Below are 17,332 nucleotides of genomic sequence, written 5' to 3' on the forward strand. Positions count from 1 at the left end.
CTAAATCGAGCAGATTTTTTTAGTTAAATATATCCTTTGGCAGTTAAAATATTTGTCAGTTGCTCCACACATTCTTCTATGGAATGCTGTTCTGTATCCAAAATAACTTCTGGGTTAATCGGTTCTTCATATGGAGCGCTAATCCCTGTAAAATTAGCAATTTCAGCATTCCTTGCTTTTTTATACAAACCTTTCGGATCTCTTTTTTCACATGTTTCTACTGAACACTTTACATAGACCTCTAAAAATTCACCATCCTCTACAAGTGCCCGAACTACCTGGCGATCTTCTCGATAAGGTGAAATAAAAGCCGTTAGCACAATTTGACCGCTCTCTATAAATAACTTTGAGATTTCACCTATTCGACGAATATTTTCCTTGCGCCCTGCCTCATCGAATCCTAAGTCACTATTTAAGCCATGGCGCACATTATCACCATCTAATACGAAGGCTTGATTGCTCCTTTCAAATAATCGACGGGCAAAAGCATTGGCCACGGATGATTTCCCTGAAGCAGATAAACCCGTAAACCATAAAATAAAGCTTTGATGTTTATTTTTTGAACGGCGTTCCTCTTTTGTAATGGAGGCTTCATGCCAAACAATGTTTGAACTCATTTTACTACCTCCTTACTCATGCCTTTAATTAAAATGTCTACAACTTCTTTACGACTGAATGTACTTGGTGGTACTTCTCCATTTCGTAGCATCTCACGTACCTTCGTTCCTGATAGAATGACATGGGCAGAGCTATCATGTGGACACGTCTTTGTCGTAGCCATGCCTTCACATTGCTTACAATAAAAGCTATGCTCAAATTTTAGTGGGACAATTCCTAATTCATCTTCAGTAAACTGTTCAAAAATCTTTTGTGCATCATATGTGCCATAATAATCACCAACACCTGCATGATCACGACCAACAATAAAATGAGTACAGCCATAATTTTTTCTAACAAGTGCATGGAAAATAGCTTCCTTTGGTCCTGCATACCGCATAGCGGCTGGAAAAATACCTAATTGTACACGACTTTCAGGATAATAGTTTTTTAATAAAACCTCATAGCTCTCCATACGTATAGCAGCTGACACATCATCTGACTTTGTTTCACCAACAAGTGGATTTAGAAATAACCCATCAATCGTTTCAAGTGCTGCCTTTTGAATATATTCATGTGCCCTATGGACTGGATTACGTGTTTGGAAGCCAACAATCGTTTTCCATCCCTTGTCAGCAAATAATTGTCGCGTTTCTACTGGGTCAAATGAATAAGCAGGGAACTTTTGTGTAAGACGTTTAATCAACGTAATTTTTCCTCCGACATAAATGGCAGGTCGATCAAAGAGCTTTTGAACGCCAGGATGTGCTAAATCCTCCGTTCCATAGACAAGCAAAGCCTCTTTTCGTTTATTCGGCTCATAAATATCTGCCACTTCAATAACGCCATATACTTCATCACCATAAACAAGCTTCACCTCATCACCAGGCTGTAAGATGGACGCTTTCTCTTTTGTAACAGGTAATGTAATCGGAATACTCCATACTACGCCTGATGCTAAACGACTTTGTTCCACGACTGACTCATAGTCTACTTGTGTTAAAAAACCATCGATTGGGCTATACCCCCCTATAGCAATTAACTCTAAATCACTTAACGAAATCGCATCCAGCTCAATTTCCTTATGAATAGTAGTGATTTCCTTTTCTGGATCAAATGCTTGCACAAGTAGCCCACCATGTGGTTGTAAACTCATTAAAATCTCCTCCTAATTCTAGTTAAATACTAAGTTTTATAGTCAAAATCTAGTGATGACACGATTCAATTTAAATGCCTTCACCTGCATCATAGATAGACTGCTCTTCTTCACGCATCGTACGCATCAGACTAATGACCCCTAGCGTCCCAACGATAATACTGCCATTCAAAATAATGGTATAAAGGTCCTTTTCTAAAAATAACTGCACTAAAAAATAAGAAATGACTAACGAAAAGATGGGTGATACAATCCAAATGCGTATAATTTTTTTCACAATATGCTTATGGAAGATTTGCTTTCCGTTTTTGGCCATCCCCATCCCGATGATGGAAGAAGAAGTGACTTGTGTTAATGGGACTGGAAGCCCAAAAACTGAGCTTATGCCAACAAGCAGGGCACCTGTACTTGAAATGAGAATGCCCTCTGCCTTTTGAAAGCGCACTATTTTTTTACCGTTTGTTTCAAGCACTCGTTTACCAAGTAGCAGAGCACCTATTGCGACAAATGCACCGCCAAGCACAATGCCCGTTGTCACATCCATCATTCCTGCTCCCACCAACGGTCCAACTGCATTGGCAACATTATTCATCCCCGCTGAAAATGCTTCGAAAAATCCTGCTAATACGAGAAGAACAGTTAAAATTGGATGATCCTTCAGCAGTCCTCTGATTTGTAACTTATATAAAAACTTTCCACATACAAGAGCAATGACAAAGGCAACAAGTGGTACAATCACCCAAAATGAAATGATGACAAGCAGCGAATTAACGAATAATACTTTATAAGCAATTCCTACACCTACAACAGCACCCACTGTTACTTCACTCGTTGATAAGGGAATGCCTAAAAGATTGGCGAAAAATAACGAGCTTGTCGCAGAAATCAAGATAATGATGACGACCTTTACCGTTATATATTCCTGGGGCATAATACCTGAGCTTATCGTTTTGACTACTTCTCCTCCGCCTAATACAGCCCCACTGTAGACGCCTATCGCGCATAAAAGCAATGCTTGCCACGCTTTTTTAATGGCACCTGCCCCATAAGCAACACCCATTGAGGCTGCTGCACCGCTTGCTCCTATGTTCATCGCAAAAAATAAACTAATAGCTATTGCAAAATATTCAAGCATGGCAGAACTCCTTTATTCATGTAACCCACACTCGGTTTTACCAGAACCTTGCCATCTACCTGAACGTAAATCCTCCATTGTAAATGCTGGTTTCGTACAATGCTCACAGCCGATGCTTGGATAGCCTTGATCGTGTAACGGATTGTATGGCAAACTGTGCTTTGAAACATAGCGCCAGACATCCTTCCAAGTCCAATGAATCAATGGACAAACTTTAATTGATTTAAATTTATCATCACGATTTAGAAAGTTTGTTTGTTGACGTGTTGGTGATTGCTCACGACGTAAGCCTGATATCCAAGCCTTTTTACCTGATAAGGCTTCGTGTAAAGGTTTTATCTTACGAATATCACAGCACTTATTTGGGTTGGACTTCCATAGTTCGTCACCATGTTGTGTAGCTTGTTGCTCTAGTGTAAGAGCGGGCTTTTTCATGACAATGTTGAGTTGTGGATATTTTTCTTTGACTTTATTAATGGTTTCATATGTTTCTTTAAAGTGTACATCTGTATCCAAAAAAACAATCGTAGCGTTAGGCTTTACCTTTGAAATGAGATCAATTAAGACAATGCCCTCAATACCAAAGCTACATGCATAGACGATTTCATCTCCATATTCTTGATAGCTCCACTGTAAAACCTCTAGTGCAGCCTTATACATATCATCAACCTGAAAATCAATGATCGGTTCTTGCCAATTTTCGTAAGTTAACATCGAATCCCCCTCATAGCAAAAAAGGCGTTCTAACAAAAGACATAGGAAAAACAGGTCTTTGTTAAAACGCCTCTAGTTTGACTAGCCAGCTCTATATTTAATGATTGTTCACTAGTAGTTGCTACCTCGTTACACAATCATTCTTCTTATTACCAAATATATACTAAAGTACACCAAGCAGTCAACTAGGTTTTTGAAATATCTTTCCCATACACCCACTTGTTCCTGTTCTCTGCTACATATGATGAGTGGTATCTAGGACACTCCCATTTAATTTTCAAAATAAATAATCTTTTTCATAATTCCTTGTTGACTAATAGGAAATATATGTTTAATGTATTACTAAAGCTTTAACCTAAATAAAAAACGCTGATCAGAGGATCTGAAGGCCATCTCCCCATGCTGTCATTTCATTGTGGGTGATGGCTTTTTGCATTCTTAAGACAGAAAAGGGGCGAAATAATGATGAAAAAAAGGAGCTATGTTCTCCAATCATTGGCATTGTTAACTATGCTTACGCTTAGTTTAGCTGGCTGTGGAAGTGCTAACTCAGATGAAAAAGCAAGCGGTCAGGAAGATAAGAAGTCTGTAGAGCTACTAAATGTCTCCTATGATCCAACACGCGAGCTTTACGAGGAGTTCAACAAAGATTTTATAAAAAAATGGAAGGATGATACCGGCCAAGATGTCACAATCAATCAATCACATGGTGGATCTGGTAAACAGGGGCGTGCAGTTATTGATGGTCTTGAAGCCGACGTAGTGACACTTGCACTCGCTTATGATATTGATGAAATTGCTCAAACACGCGAGCTGCTGAATAAAGATTGGCAAACCGAGTTTGATCATAATTCGACTCCCTATACATCTACAATTGTGTTTTTAGTACGCAAGGGCAATCCAAAAAACATACAAGATTGGGATGATTTGATTCAAGACGACGTGTCTGTTATTACGCCTAATCCCAAAACATCTGGGGGTGCGCGTTGGAACTACTTAGCCGCTTGGGCTTATGCCGGAAAATTATATAACAATGATGAAACAAAAATAAAAGGGTTTATGAAATCACTTTACAGCAATGTAGAAGTACTTGATTCTGGCGCTCGTGGAGCTACAACAACATTCGTAGAACGTAAAATTGGAGATGTCTTAATTGCGTGGGAAAATGAAGCATACCTCTCTCTTAATGAATTAGGTAAGGATGAATTTGAAATCATCACGCCTTCATTAAGTATTTTAGCAGAGCCACCAGTTGCAGTTGTAGACAAAATCGTAGATAAAAAAGGGACACGTGAAGTCGCTGAAGCTTACTTGCAGCATTTATATAGTGATATCGGGCAAGAAATTGCGGCGAAAAATTATTATCGACCACGTAATGAAACAATTCTAGCAAAATATAAAGAGCAATTCCCTCAACTTGAACTTGTCTCAATTGATGATTTTGGTGGTTGGGCAAAAGCACAAGCAACCCATTTTAAAGATGGTGGTACCTTCGATGAAATATACGTACCACAATAAGGAGCGTTTTGATGAGTAGTTTAATCATTCCTAAAAAATCGCGGCGAATTATTCCAGGCTTTCATTTATCTCTTGGATATACAATGCTATACGTAAGTTTACTAGTGTTACTACCACTTTCAATGATTTTCATTCATACTATGTCCTTAAGCTGGTCAGCATTCATCGATATCATTACAGATCCTCGTGCTGTTGCTTCCTACAAAGTGAGCTTCAGCACTGCGCTGATCGCAGGCTTACTAAATGTGATTTTCGGTACGATTATTGCATGGGTTCTCGTCCGCTATCAATTTCCCTTTAAACGAATCATTGATGGGCTTGTAGACTTACCCTTTGCATTACCTACTGCTGTTGCTGGTATTGCTTTAACATCTCTCTATGCACCAAACGGTTGGATCGGTCAATTTTTTAATTTTAAAATTGCCTTTACACCTCTTGGCATCATTATTGCTTTAACCTTTATCGGGCTACCCTTTGTTGTACGTACAGTCCAACCCGTCTTGCAAAATATGAGTGCTGAGGTGGAGGAAGCTTCGGCAAGCCTTGGAGCCAACCGTTTACAAACCTTCCGTAAAGTTATCTTACCAGAGCTAGTACCTGCTATTTTAACTGGCTTTTCCTTAGCCTTTGCGCGCGCTTTAGGTGAATATGGCTCGGTTGTTTTTATTGCAGGAAATATGCCGATGAAAACGGAAATTACGCCATTAATTATTATGACAAAGCTTGAGCAATATGATTATGCTGGGGCAACTGCCATAGCTGTTGTCATGCTTGTGACGTCCTTTATTTTGTTGTTCACCATTAACTTGATACAATGGCTAGCCAATCGTCGGTTTGTACATTAGGAGGTACGATATGGAACAATCAACTTTTATTCAGCAGGCTAGTACAAAAAAAAATAAAGCAGCCACACAGTCTGCTGCCTTACAGGAGCCTCGTATTATTCGCTATACGTTAACATGTATTGCTTTAGCTTTTTTAGCTTTCTTTATCGTACTACCATTAGTATCTATTTTTATTACAGCTTTTCAAAAAGGAGTCGACGTTTACTTTGCTGCGATTACACATCCAGATGCATTAGCTGCTATTAAGCTTACTTTAATCGTCGTAGCTATTACTGTACCTCTCAATGCGATCTTTGGCGTAATGGCTGCATGGGCACTCACAAAATTTAATTTTAGAGGGAAAAATCTATTACTTACTATGGTAGATTTACCTTTTGCCGTTTCACCTGTTATCGCAGGTTTAGTGTTTATTTTATTATTTGGCTCACAGGGACTATTTGGTGATTGGTTGTTTGCACATGATATTAAAATTGTTTTTGCACTTCCTGGCATTGTCCTTGCCACAATTTTCGTCACATTGCCCTTTGTTGCACGTGAATTAATACCGCTGATGCAAACCCAAGGCACATCTGAGGAGGAAGCGTCTATTTCATTGGGGGCAAGTGGCTTTAAAACCTTTTGGTATGTCACGTTACCCAATATTAAATGGGGGTTGTTCTATGGTGTGATTTTATGTAATGCACGAGCCATCGGGGAATTTGGAGCTGTGTCTGTTGTATCCGGCCATATCCGTGGTATGACTAATACGATGCCGCTTCATATCGAAATTCTCTATAATGAATATCAATTTGCAGCAGCCTTTGCAGTTGCTTCCCTAATGAGCGTTATGGCCATCTTTACATTAATTGTGAAAGACATTATTGCTTGGAAATCAAAATCTAGTTAAAAGGAGATGGTCTCAATGAGTATACAAATTCAAAACGTATCCAAAAAATATGGTTCGTTTCAGGCACTAGAGGATATATCCGTACATATTCAGTCTGGGGAGCTAGTAGCTTTGCTCGGCCCCTCTGGATCAGGAAAAACCTCTTTGTTACGTGTAATCGCTGGGCTTGAAACAACAGATGTCGGTAACATCTTATTTGATGGTCAATCCATCACAGATCGCCATCCAAAGGAACGCAATGTAGGCTTTGTCTTCCAGCATTATGCCCTTTTCCGTCATATGACGGTCTTTGACAATGTAGCCTATGGGCTGAAGGTGCGCCCTCGCAAAAGCAGACCTTCAAAACAGAAAATCAAAGAAAAAGTGATGGAATTATTGCGACTCGTGAAGCTTGAAAATTTCTCTGACCGATATCCAACACAGCTTTCAGGTGGGCAGCGGCAACGTGTCGCACTGGCAAGAGCGCTTGCCGTGGAGCCCAAGGTACTGTTATTAGATGAACCATTTGGAGCTCTCGATGCAAAAGTACGCAAGGAGTTACGTCGCTGGCTTCGAAAGCTGCACGATGAGTTTCATATTACAAGTATTTTTGTGACACATGACCAAGAGGAAGCTCTCGATGTTGCAGATCGCATTGTAGTCATGAACAATGGCAAAATCGAGCAAATTGGCAGCCCAGACGAGGTCTATACAAATCCCAAAAGTCCATTTGTCTATGACTTCTTGGGCAATGTCAATCTATTTAAAGGGCGCTTACAAAATGGTAAGCTCATGCAGGGTGAAGTTGCACTTGATGTACCTGATGCCCTGACACATTCAGATGACAATGCGATAGGCTATGTACGTCCACATGATATTCAGATTGAGAAAACAAGTATTTCAGGTACAGTTCCTGTTAAAATCAGCCACATTCATTTGCTAGGACCTATCGTTCAAATTGAACTACGCCGTGAGGATCTTGATGAATTTTTAGAAGCGGAGTTATCGAAAGAACAATTTCATCTTCTTCAACTGAAAGTGGGCGATCAGGTATTTGTAAAGCCGAAACAATTAAAGGTGTTTATTCCTGAGGATTATTCCATTTAATGAATTGTCATATTAAGTGCAACACCTCTAAAATAAAAGAAGCTCATAACGACCTCGTGTAACATGTTAGTTACCACACAAACATTGGAGGAGGAATCGTTATGGGCTTTACACATCACTTTATTATTCATTCGCATTAAGGAGGGTTATATCAAATACCACGATTTAGAGAGTTATTGGCAACTTATGAAATCAAGCAAAAACATGTAACAATGCCCTGATAGAAAGCTTATTTACATAAATTTCTATACACGACTATAAAGAATTCAAAAAAGTGTTAGTAAACTCTATCCACTATTACAATCATGTACGAATACAAATAAAACTCAATGGAAAAATTCCAGTTGAGTTTCGAAGGGCTTCTTAAAAAGTTCAAATTTTAGGGGTCCGCTCAAGTTATGGTGTAGTGCCTGGTCCATCTAAAATAGCTACATTCTTATTCTTCCTCTCTTAAAAACCCTTCATCAACATAAATAACCCGGTTGACATATTCCTTTATATGAGGATCATGAGTTGCGATAACCACTGTCGTCTCATTTTCTTTATGAATCTGAGTGATCATTTTCATTACATCTTCGGCAGAAGACTTATCTAAGTTACCTGTAGGTTCATCGGCTAAAAGTAACTTCGGTTGATTAACAAGCGCCCTTGCAATTGCTACTCTTTGTTTCTGTCCCCCTGATAATTCATCAGGAAAAGCTGTATCTTTTCCTTCGAGACCAAGTTTTTTTAATAATTCAGCGATACGTGTCCTACGTTCCATGTAGGACAGTTTCTCTTTTGCAAAGAGCAATGGCACCTCTACATTCTCATAGACAGTCATATCCTCAATCAATTTAAAATCTTGGAAGATAAAACCCACATATTTATTTCGTATGAAGGCATATTTATCATCACTTAATGTATTAATTTTATTTCCCTCAAGAGTAATCTCACCTGATGTTGGTCGATCAACAAGTCCAATCATATTCAGCAATGTACTCTTTCCAGAACCTGATCTTCCATAAAAAGCGATAAAGTCTCCTTTATCGATCTTTAAATCCAAAGATTGAAATACGATTGACTCAATATTCCGTCCTTGATATGTTTTTTTTATATGGGCTAGTTCGATTAAATTCATAGCATGCTCCCTCCTTTATTCAACAAATGAACAACTAATTTAACGACCTAAAGATATTGATGGAATTGTCATAAGTAGCAATAGAATAACAATTAAACAGAAACTTATAAAAAAAGTAAGCATCCATGTAGTAAATGTCAGCCAAAGCACACCTGCCAAGATAAATAAAAGAAGTGCAATCATGTAAGAAGGTCCCATTAACAATAAGTTAGTGAATACAAAGATCTTTATTATATCCATCCTAGTAGCGCCAAAAAGCCTAAATAGCTGTAGCTTAGCAGTCTGGTATTGATTCTGTAGCAAGACAAAGCTAGTAATACAGATCATAATGAGTATGAAAGCAATGGTAATAAAGAATAGCAGCGATTTCGCATAAATTAAATTGATTTCTGTTTGTTGCTCTTTGGTATTAATTACCTGCCGAACATCATAGTTAGATATTGGATTCAGTTTAGAGAGCTCCGCATCTAAAGTATTAACATGTATTTCCTCATCTTCTACCCCTACAACATACACCCATATATCCTGCAGATTTTTTTCTTCAATCGGAAGAATCTGTGCATGAGGCTGAATTGAATCATATAAAAGAAAATATTGAAGGTATTCCCTCGCTTGCCTTTGATCATTATCAGACACTAGCTTTTCAATAACATCATTTACATAAATTTTTTGTGAGTCATCCTCTTGATTCGGACTTAAAGAAATGATGCCGACCTTACCAGTAAATTTGTGTTCTAACCAATCGAGTTGTTCTTGGGTCCAATCATCGGTCAAGCCAGAGTTTGAATTAGGTTTGAATGTAGGCATAATCATCCAAACATCTTTGCCAATTTGCTCTCTAAGAACTTGCATTTGATCTTGATTCTTGAAAAGGAAACTAACTAAAATGAAGACGAGCAAAAACATAACTAAAAATTGAATGCGTATTAACCATGTCATTTTTCTATTACGATTAAGCATTTTTGATGCAATTCTCCACAAATCCCTCATAATTAAACCTCACTTAAATACATTTCTTTTCAATTTATGAAGGGTTAACTCCACTGATAGGAGGATCATTGTCATCACAATTATTGCAATAGCTAAGATCACTACTACATCTATTTGGAAAGTTATACCTTCTAGACTAACAGCATGTGCAATAGCCCAATAGCCAACTGCAGCAGTTAGAAGCGATACGATTGTCATGCTTGCTGTTTCAGTATACAAATAAGACCTTAAGTTACCGCGAGTAGCACCTAGCAAAAACAATATATTCCACTTATCGCGCTCCTTAATGAGTTTAAAGCTGTATAGCTGAATAAAACTAAGAACCGAGTAGAGAACTAAAAAAATGGTAACCAGACTTGCTACTAAGATGAAGAACATAATACCCTGGTATCTCGACTGAGCAATTGGTTCCCGTTCTACTGGTCCATACGGTTTTAATTCTTCTAACACTATTGATGCGGAATTCTTATCAATCTCTAATGAGCCTACCCGAACCCCGTCAATCTTGTTATATGCCTGCTCGAAATCTGCATGGGGAATATAAACACGGTCAACTAAACTTACTTGCTCCACACCAATAACGGTATAGACTTTCTTATTAATTTCAATGATCTCACCAACAACGCTCTCAGCACTGCGATTGGGGAACACTTTTTTGACTGCATTAACCGTCAAAACTGTCTCACCTTCCCTTAACTGCTCAAAGGGAAAACCATAGAAATAGGGATAGTCTTCATTAACACCCCATAACGGCAAAACAACAACGTGCGATCCGAATTTCACCTGATCATCAGTCGTAGCGAAATAGGAAAATCTCTGAACCTTTGACTCTGCTCGCCACTCCCTTTCAAGTTTAGTCAAAGTACTGAGTGAAACCGGATAGGTTAGCATAATTGTTGTTGTTCCGTTTTCCCTCTTCACTTGCTCCCTTACTGTATGATAGCTTCCATTCAAAAAAGAAAATATGACAGTAACTAGCATAAGTGAAATTGCCATTTGTAAGGTTAGAACTGTCATAACCGTTTTATTTCGTAGCATTGATTTATACAATAGCTTTATGTACATTTGAAGTTTCATTCACATTCCCCTTAATCACATATATAAATAGGATATGAAGCAGTTATTTTCTCATCAACTATTAGCTCTATCGTATAATTCCCGCATTTTGTTATTACAGCCTTCATAGGTGTACTGAAATCTACCCCTTAGTTCATCATCCAAAGTTGTAATTGAGATTTTAAAATCTAATAATAGCTGACTGATCGTTACAAATAAGGTGGATCCTCGAAAGCCCTCTGGAATGCACTTAGTAGCACAAGTTATAGTAAAGAGTCAATTAATTTCCTAAAACATAGCAAAACAAAATATAAAAGATTATCCCTTTATTCTGCTAATTTCTTGCGGAATATATTTATTTAACAATTTTGGATAAAAACATAATATTTTACTATTATTTATATTTATCCTACCATAAAATTGGTAAAAATCAAAAGTTGTGGGAAGTTACCCAACTATTTCAAAAAAGGATTTTACTACAGAAGATTAGATATATGAAGAATCAGTAATAGCCGGAGGTATTTCAATATATAGATTGGAATCCATATGATTACCAAACATTGAGATTAGATATGGTTATTTCTATTCAATTACTTAACACTAAAAAGCTGTAAGGAAAAGAAGCATCTTCCTTACAGCCTTCGTCTAATCTATACTTTATTATTGTGCATGAAATTCTCTTCCATCATAAACAGCTGTGACATAGCCTGCACGAATGACAAAGTCTCCAAAATGCTCGCCCTCTAAACGATCCTTGGCAAAATGCAGAAGAATTGGACGTAGCTCTGCTAAAATTTCCTCTTCACCAATATTTTCACGATAGATTTTATTTAAGCGATTGCCTGTAAAACTTGCACCAAGGTACATATTGTATTTCCCTGGTCCTTTGCCGATAAAGCCGATTTCACCCATTGCTGCACGTGAACAGCCATTTGGACAACCAGACATGCGAATAACAATTTCTGTTTCATTTAAGCCAGCCTCATCAATAATGGCATCAATTTTTGTTATAAGAGAAGGTAAATAGCGTTCTGCTTCTGCCATGGCTAAGCCACATGTCGGTAATGAGACACAGGCAATGGAATTGCGGCGTAAGGCAGAATAATGCGCACCGTCTGTTAGCTTGTATTGTTCAATAAGCGTATTTATTTTTTTCTTTTTCTGGGGTGTTACATTGCTAATCATTAGGTTTTGGTTCGGTGTTAAACGAAAATCACCCGTGTGCACCTTAGCTATTTCACGTAAGCCAGTTAACAACTGATAATCCTCAAAGTCTTTTACACGGCCATTTTGAATAAATAACGTATAATGCCAATGACCATCTGCCCCTTTAATCCAGCCAAATTCATCACCTGTACGCTCAAATGTATAGGGGCGAGCCTGCTGAATTTCCCAGCCTAGACGACGTGTTAATTCCTCTTGGAACCATTCAAGTCCTCTCGCATCAATCGTGTATTTAAATCGTGCATTTTTACGGACAGAGCGATTCCCATAATCACGTTGAATCGTAATTATTTTTTCTGCTGTTTCCAGTAATTTATCTGGCGTTATAAAGCCAATTTCACGAGCAAGCTGTGGATAGGTTTCATGATCACCATGCGTCATGCCCATTCCTCCCCCAACCGCTACATTAAAGCCAACCAGCTGATTATCTTCAACGATGGCAATCAATCCGATATCTTGTGAAAATACATCCACATCATTACTTGGTGGAATCGCAATACCAATTTTAAATTTACGAGGCAAATATTGCGCTCCGTAAATCGGTTCAATTTCTACATCCTGACTATCTACAACCTTTTCTCCATCCAACCATAATTCATGATAAGCACGTGTGCGTGGCAGTAAATGCTCACTTAGTTTTGCAGACCAATTATAAACCTCTTCATGTAATGCAGATTGGTTTGGATTAACATTACACATCACATTACGGTTCACATCTCCACAGGCCGCAAGAGAATCCAATAGCACCTCATTGATTTCCTGCATATATTTTTTAACATTCCATTTTAAAATGCCATGTACTTGGAATGCTTGACGTGTTGTTAATTTTAAAGAGCCATTGCCATACTTTCTAGCCATTTCATCCATCACAAGCCATTGTGCTGGCGTAGCTGCTCCACCTGGTGTTCGTACACGTACCATAAATTGATAGGCTGGCTCCAGCTTTTGTCGTTGACGTTCATTCCGAAGATCTCGATCATCCTGTAAGTAACTGCCATGGAATTTCATTAGACGATTATCGTCCTCTGGAATACCAGAGCTTAATGGATTGTTCATGGTACGTTCCAGTGTTCCACGTAGGTAATTACTTTCGGTCTTAATACGCTCTACATCACTTGGTTTCCCAGGCTGCGGAGGTAACACTATTTTTTCTGTCATTCTTTATCGCTCCTTTAATCCATTACACCTCAGTGTATTGGCATACATGAGGGTTTGCTTGCAAGCAAAGAGATAAACTCCTTCATTAGGGAAGGTTTTCGAGGAATTTGTGTTGAATTCCATTAATAAACATCACGTTGGTAGCGTTTTTGCTGTTTTAATTCATTCACATAGGCTTTTGCTTCCTCTGGTGTTTTCTGTCCTTGCTGCTCAATGATTTGATGAATGGTTGCATCGACATCCGATGCCATTGATTTTTCGTCACCACATACATAAATGACGGCCCCCTGCTCCAGCCACTCATAAAAACTTGCTGCATTTTCTAGCAATTTATGTTGAACATAGACTTTTTTGTCCGTATCACGTGAAAAGGCTACATGCATGTGACTTAATGTGCCAGCAGCTAGCCAACGTTGCCAATCCGTTTGATAGAGAAAATCCGTAACAAAATGCTGATCACCAAAGATGAGCCATGCTTTCCCAACAATCCCTAACTCTTCTCGCTCCTCTAAAAAAGCTCGATATGGTGCAACACCTGTGCCTGCACCAATCATAATAATTGGCGTTTCATTATTCTCTGGCAATCTGAAATTCGGGTTTTTATGAACATAGATTGGTAAGGTATCACCTATTTGTATTCGTTCTGCCACACTTCCAGAGCAAACACCAAGGCGTTGTCTACCTGCTGTTTCATAGCTTACCTTGCCAATCGTTAAATGAACCTCTTCGCTATTGGCCTTTTGGCTACTAGCAATAGAATAAAGTCGAGCTGGAATTTTACGTAGTAACGCTACAAACTGCTGTGCACTCCAAGTAAACGGTGTAAATTCCTCTACTAGGTCGAGCAAGTCTCTTCCTTTTGCATAGTCCTTCCATGCTTGTGGTTCTTCCAATAGCTTAGAAAATTCTTTATGCTCTGTATAAGCAGCGATTTTTTCGAGTAATGGTTTAGATAACACTGTAATTTCTAATTTTTTCTGTAGTGCATCTTTTATTGATATTGTTTCATCAAAAACAGTCACTTCCGTCTCTGAATCAAATTGAAGTGCCGTCAGCAATGCATTCACTAATTGTTCGTCGTTCTCTGGCAAAATGCCAATACTATCGCCAGGTTCAAAATGGAAGTTAGCTCCCTCAATGGATAATTCAAGATGACGCGTCTCTTTATTGGAGCCACGACCATTTAGATTCAAATTTTCAAGTACTTCAGCGTAAAATGGATTTTTTCTTGAATATGTAGATTCTTCAAGTACTTGCGCTCCTTCGTTGTGTGCTGAAGTAGACGTTGCTGAAGATGTTTGCTGAAGAAATTCTTGTTGAACCGCAGCGAACCACTGTGCAGCTGCATCATCATAATCTACATCGCAATCGATTCGAGGAACCATTCTTGTTGCACCTAATTTTGCAAATTGCTCATCGAAGTCCTTACCTGTCTTACAGAAAAATTCATAGGAGCTATCCCCTAAAGCAAGGACCGAATACTGTAGATGTTCTAGCTTAGGCGCCCGCTTGCTATGCAAAAATTCATAGAATTGTATCGCTTGATCCGGTGGATCTCCCTCTCCATGTGTACTCACAATAAGTAATAGATTAGTGATCTTTTTTAAATTACTTGCTTTAAATTTTCCTAACGATGAGACAGTTACATCTACCTGCAGTTCTTTTAATGCTGCTGCATATTTTTCAGCTAATCCTTGACTATTGCCTGTTTGGGAACCATATAAAATTGTTATTGTTTTTGTAACAGGTTGGGAGGCAGTTGGTGCCTCTTCAACAATTGCTTCAAGAGTTGCTTGTGGAGCACTTAAGTAACCGTTTAGCCAAAATTTTTGTTCAATTGTTAATTTAGGGAGAAGCTCGTTTAATAACTTCACCTGCTCTTCATTAAATGGACTGTTTATTACTTGTAATTTCAATCTTTGCCACCTCACGAATCATCATCATTTCATATTTTTTAATTTATCGAAGCCTTATTTTTTCCTTTTTCTCAATCTGAACCACATAGGAATTTTGAACAATCAATGTAATTGATCCGTGGTTCACAGTATTTAACATTTGGCGGACATTATCTAATGCTAGATTTACATTTTCAGTTCTTTTATCTACCATTACGAAACACCTTCCTCTTTAAAATGTAGTAATTCATCAATACGTTCCACTAATACTTTTTTCACATTGTCGTCATAGCCTAAGCTTTCACATAACAAAATGTTTTGGCTGTCAAAGCCTTGTAATCGCTTGGCAATACTTTGTCTTAAAATGCCTGTAAATAATAAATAAGGGACAATAAAAACTTGCTGTTGCTTCCCTTTATCTTGCAGTAGCCAGTCTTCAAAGGTTGGTCCCATTCCGTATAAGAAGCATGTATCAACGGCTTTATAGTGATATTTAGTACGTAGCCTTTTGGCAATTTTAGCTAGATCCCTCTTGACGGCTGGATCACTACTCCCACGTCCTATGAGTAAAACACTCGCATTGCTGTTAGGTTGCTGTTTTTCTATTATCCTAGCTTGTAACGTGTCAATTAATCGTTCATGAATGCCAAGAGGCTCACCATATGTAAACTTTACATATGGATATAGTTCTTGAGCTTTTGCCATTTCTTTCGGAATATCATGCTTTGCGTGTTGAGCAGCCAGTAGTAGAATAGGCATTACGGCAATCGCTGTTGCCCCTTTTCGAATACAGCTAGCAATGCCTTCTGCAATGCTTGGTGTTGCCAGCTCTAGAAAGCATATTTCCTGAATAGGTACTGTTACTTCTTGTTGAACGCCTTGAAGAAAGTTTACGGCCTGCACTACACCTTCCTTGACACGACTGCCATGTGCAATATATAAAATAGCCTGCATGATTCCACAACCTTATCCCGTTATTTGGATTGGCTGTGTTGGGCTTTGCTCAAACCACTGAATGGTTTCTCTTAGAGTCACAACCTTCCCTACTAATATGATGCTAGGGTTTTGAATATTTTCAGTACGCACAATTTCCTCAATTGTAGCTAAAGTCCCTGTAACCGTTCTTTGCTTTGTAGAAACGGTTCCCCAGTGAATAACAGCCACAGGCGTTTTTTCATCACGGCCATATTTGAGTAATTGTTGACGGATATATGGAAGATTACCAACCCCCATATAAATGGCAATCGTATCAATCCCTTTTGCAAGGCTTTCCCAACGGATAGCATCTTCTTTCCCGTCCTGCATATGCCCTGTAACCATAGCAAAGCTTGAACCTAGGTCACGATGTGTGACAGGAATACCTGCATATGCTGGGGCTGCTATACCTGACGTAATACCAGGCACAATTTCAAAGGGAATTTGATGCTTCGCTAGCACATCAGCCTCCTCTGCACCTCTACCAAAAACAAATGGGTCTCCTCCTTTTAATCTTGTGACGATATATCCTTGTTGGGCATAATCAACAAGGGTTTGGTTGATTTGCTCCTGAATCATGGCATGCTGCTGTGGTAACTTTCCGCAAAAGATTAATTTAGCGTCTTTCTTGGCATAGGCTAATAGCTCTTTATTAATGAGTCTGTCATATAAAATGACATCTGCACATTCAATGCAACGTAATCCTTTAATCGTAAGGAGGTCAACATCCCCAGGACCTGCACCAACAATATAAACTTTCCCCATTTCATCTCACTCCTTCTGTCAATTACGCCTCGCTGTCATGGCATTTCAGATTTATTCAACTGACTAATATGGGTCCTCGAGTTTTCTATAACTGACACTTTGCTTTCGGTATAAAAAAATTTATTGAATTAAGATAAAGAAAAAAGGCCAATATTATCCTTAGGCACAAAAATGCCTATGAATAATACAAGCCTCTAGTTTGCTAGTCAGCC

General features: G+C 38.6%; 16 protein-coding genes. 4 read left to right on the top strand and 12 right to left on the bottom strand.

The genetic code is table 11. From position 1 onward, the window contains the following. Positions 1–23 precede the first annotated feature (23 nt). The 4 genes from cysC to MKZ14_RS17180 all read right to left on the bottom strand — a co-directional run bounded on the left by cysC (position 24) and on the right by MKZ14_RS17180 (position 3,602). The gene (gene cysC / locus MKZ14_RS17165; RefSeq protein WP_339280235.1) at positions 24–617 is read right to left on the bottom strand and encodes an adenylyl-sulfate kinase; all 594 of its coding nucleotides are present in this window, start codon (positions 615–617) and stop codon (positions 24–26) included. Then, on the bottom strand, positions 614–1,753 hold the full coding sequence (sat, locus tag MKZ14_RS17170) for a sulfate adenylyltransferase (RefSeq protein ID WP_258860182.1): 1,140 nt from the start codon (positions 1,751–1,753) through the stop codon (positions 614–616). Before sat ends, cysC begins: the two co-directional genes overlap by 4 nt. A 70-nt stretch (positions 1,754–1,823) precedes the next feature. Next, the gene (locus MKZ14_RS17175; RefSeq protein WP_036078559.1) at positions 1,824–2,888 is read right to left on the bottom strand and encodes an inorganic phosphate transporter; all 1,065 of its coding nucleotides are present in this window, start codon (positions 2,886–2,888) and stop codon (positions 1,824–1,826) included. 12 nt (positions 2,889–2,900) lie between these two features. After that, a complete protein-coding gene (locus MKZ14_RS17180; protein WP_339280236.1) occupies positions 2,901–3,602 on the bottom strand; it encodes a phosphoadenylyl-sulfate reductase in 702 nt (233 codons plus the stop codon). Positions 3,603–4,067: 465 nt separating this feature from the next. On the opposite strand from MKZ14_RS17180, the gene MKZ14_RS17185 reads away from it, so the two are divergent. The 4 genes from MKZ14_RS17185 to MKZ14_RS17200 are packed head-to-tail and all read left to right on the top strand — an operon-like array spanning position 4,068 to position 7,937. After that, positions 4,068–5,120, top strand: a complete 1,053-nt coding sequence (locus MKZ14_RS17185) for a sulfate ABC transporter substrate-binding protein (RefSeq protein WP_333006585.1) — start codon at positions 4,068–4,070, stop codon at positions 5,118–5,120. Positions 5,121–5,131: 11 nt separating this feature from the next. After that, positions 5,132–5,965 (top strand): sulfate ABC transporter permease subunit CysT, encoded by an 834-nt coding sequence (gene cysT, locus MKZ14_RS17190; protein ID WP_333006576.1) that lies wholly within the window; start codon positions 5,132–5,134, stop codon positions 5,963–5,965. A 10-nt stretch (positions 5,966–5,975) separates the two neighbouring features. Beyond that, complete coding sequence (gene cysW, locus MKZ14_RS17195; protein ID WP_339280237.1) at positions 5,976–6,851, top strand: sulfate ABC transporter permease subunit CysW; 876 nt, start codon at positions 5,976–5,978, stop codon at positions 6,849–6,851. A gap of 15 nt (positions 6,852–6,866) precedes the next feature. Next, positions 6,867–7,937: a sulfate/molybdate ABC transporter ATP-binding protein gene (locus MKZ14_RS17200; RefSeq protein WP_036078567.1), complete on the top strand. Its 1,071-nt coding sequence runs from the start codon at positions 6,867–6,869 to the stop codon at positions 7,935–7,937. A gap of 436 nt (positions 7,938–8,373) precedes the next feature. Here the strand turns inward: MKZ14_RS17200 and MKZ14_RS17205 are convergent, their stop codons facing one another. The 8 genes from MKZ14_RS17205 to cobA all read right to left on the bottom strand — a co-directional run bounded on the left by MKZ14_RS17205 (position 8,374) and on the right by cobA (position 17,120). Continuing rightward, on the bottom strand, positions 8,374–9,057 hold the full coding sequence (locus MKZ14_RS17205) for an ABC transporter ATP-binding protein (RefSeq protein ID WP_333006579.1): 684 nt from the start codon (positions 9,055–9,057) through the stop codon (positions 8,374–8,376). Between the two features lie 39 nt (positions 9,058–9,096). Then, complete coding sequence (locus MKZ14_RS17210) at positions 9,097–10,047, bottom strand: hypothetical protein (RefSeq protein ID WP_333006581.1); 951 nt, start codon at positions 10,045–10,047, stop codon at positions 9,097–9,099. Positions 10,048–10,056: 9 nt separating this feature from the next. Further along, positions 10,057–11,124 (bottom strand): ABC transporter permease, encoded by a 1,068-nt coding sequence (locus tag MKZ14_RS17215; protein WP_339280238.1) that lies wholly within the window; start codon positions 11,122–11,124, stop codon positions 10,057–10,059. A 639-nt stretch (positions 11,125–11,763) separates the two neighbouring features. Next, complete coding sequence (cysI, locus tag MKZ14_RS17220; RefSeq protein WP_333006583.1) at positions 11,764–13,485, bottom strand: assimilatory sulfite reductase (NADPH) hemoprotein subunit; 1,722 nt, start codon at positions 13,483–13,485, stop codon at positions 11,764–11,766. 122 nt (positions 13,486–13,607) lie between these two features. Continuing rightward, a complete protein-coding gene (locus MKZ14_RS17225; protein ID WP_339280239.1) occupies positions 13,608–15,401 on the bottom strand; it encodes an assimilatory sulfite reductase (NADPH) flavoprotein subunit in 1,794 nt (597 codons plus the stop codon). Between the two features lie 43 nt (positions 15,402–15,444). Further along, a complete protein-coding gene (locus MKZ14_RS17230; RefSeq protein WP_004228347.1) occupies positions 15,445–15,594 on the bottom strand; it encodes a YezD family protein in 150 nt (49 codons plus the stop codon). Beyond that, entirely contained in the window at positions 15,594–16,334 is a 741-nt protein-coding gene (locus tag MKZ14_RS17235) for a sirohydrochlorin chelatase (protein WP_339280240.1), read from the bottom strand. The genes MKZ14_RS17230 and MKZ14_RS17235 overlap by 1 nt, the downstream gene beginning before the upstream one ends. Positions 16,335–16,346: 12 nt before the next feature. Then, a complete protein-coding gene (cobA, locus tag MKZ14_RS17240; RefSeq protein ID WP_016991508.1) occupies positions 16,347–17,120 on the bottom strand; it encodes a uroporphyrinogen-III C-methyltransferase in 774 nt (257 codons plus the stop codon). Positions 17,121–17,332 lie beyond the last annotated feature (212 nt).

It is taken from the genome of Lysinibacillus sp. FSL P2-0066, from assembly GCF_037969495.1.
Taxonomy (GTDB): domain Bacteria; phylum Bacillota; class Bacilli; order Bacillales_A; family Planococcaceae; genus Lysinibacillus; species Lysinibacillus boronitolerans.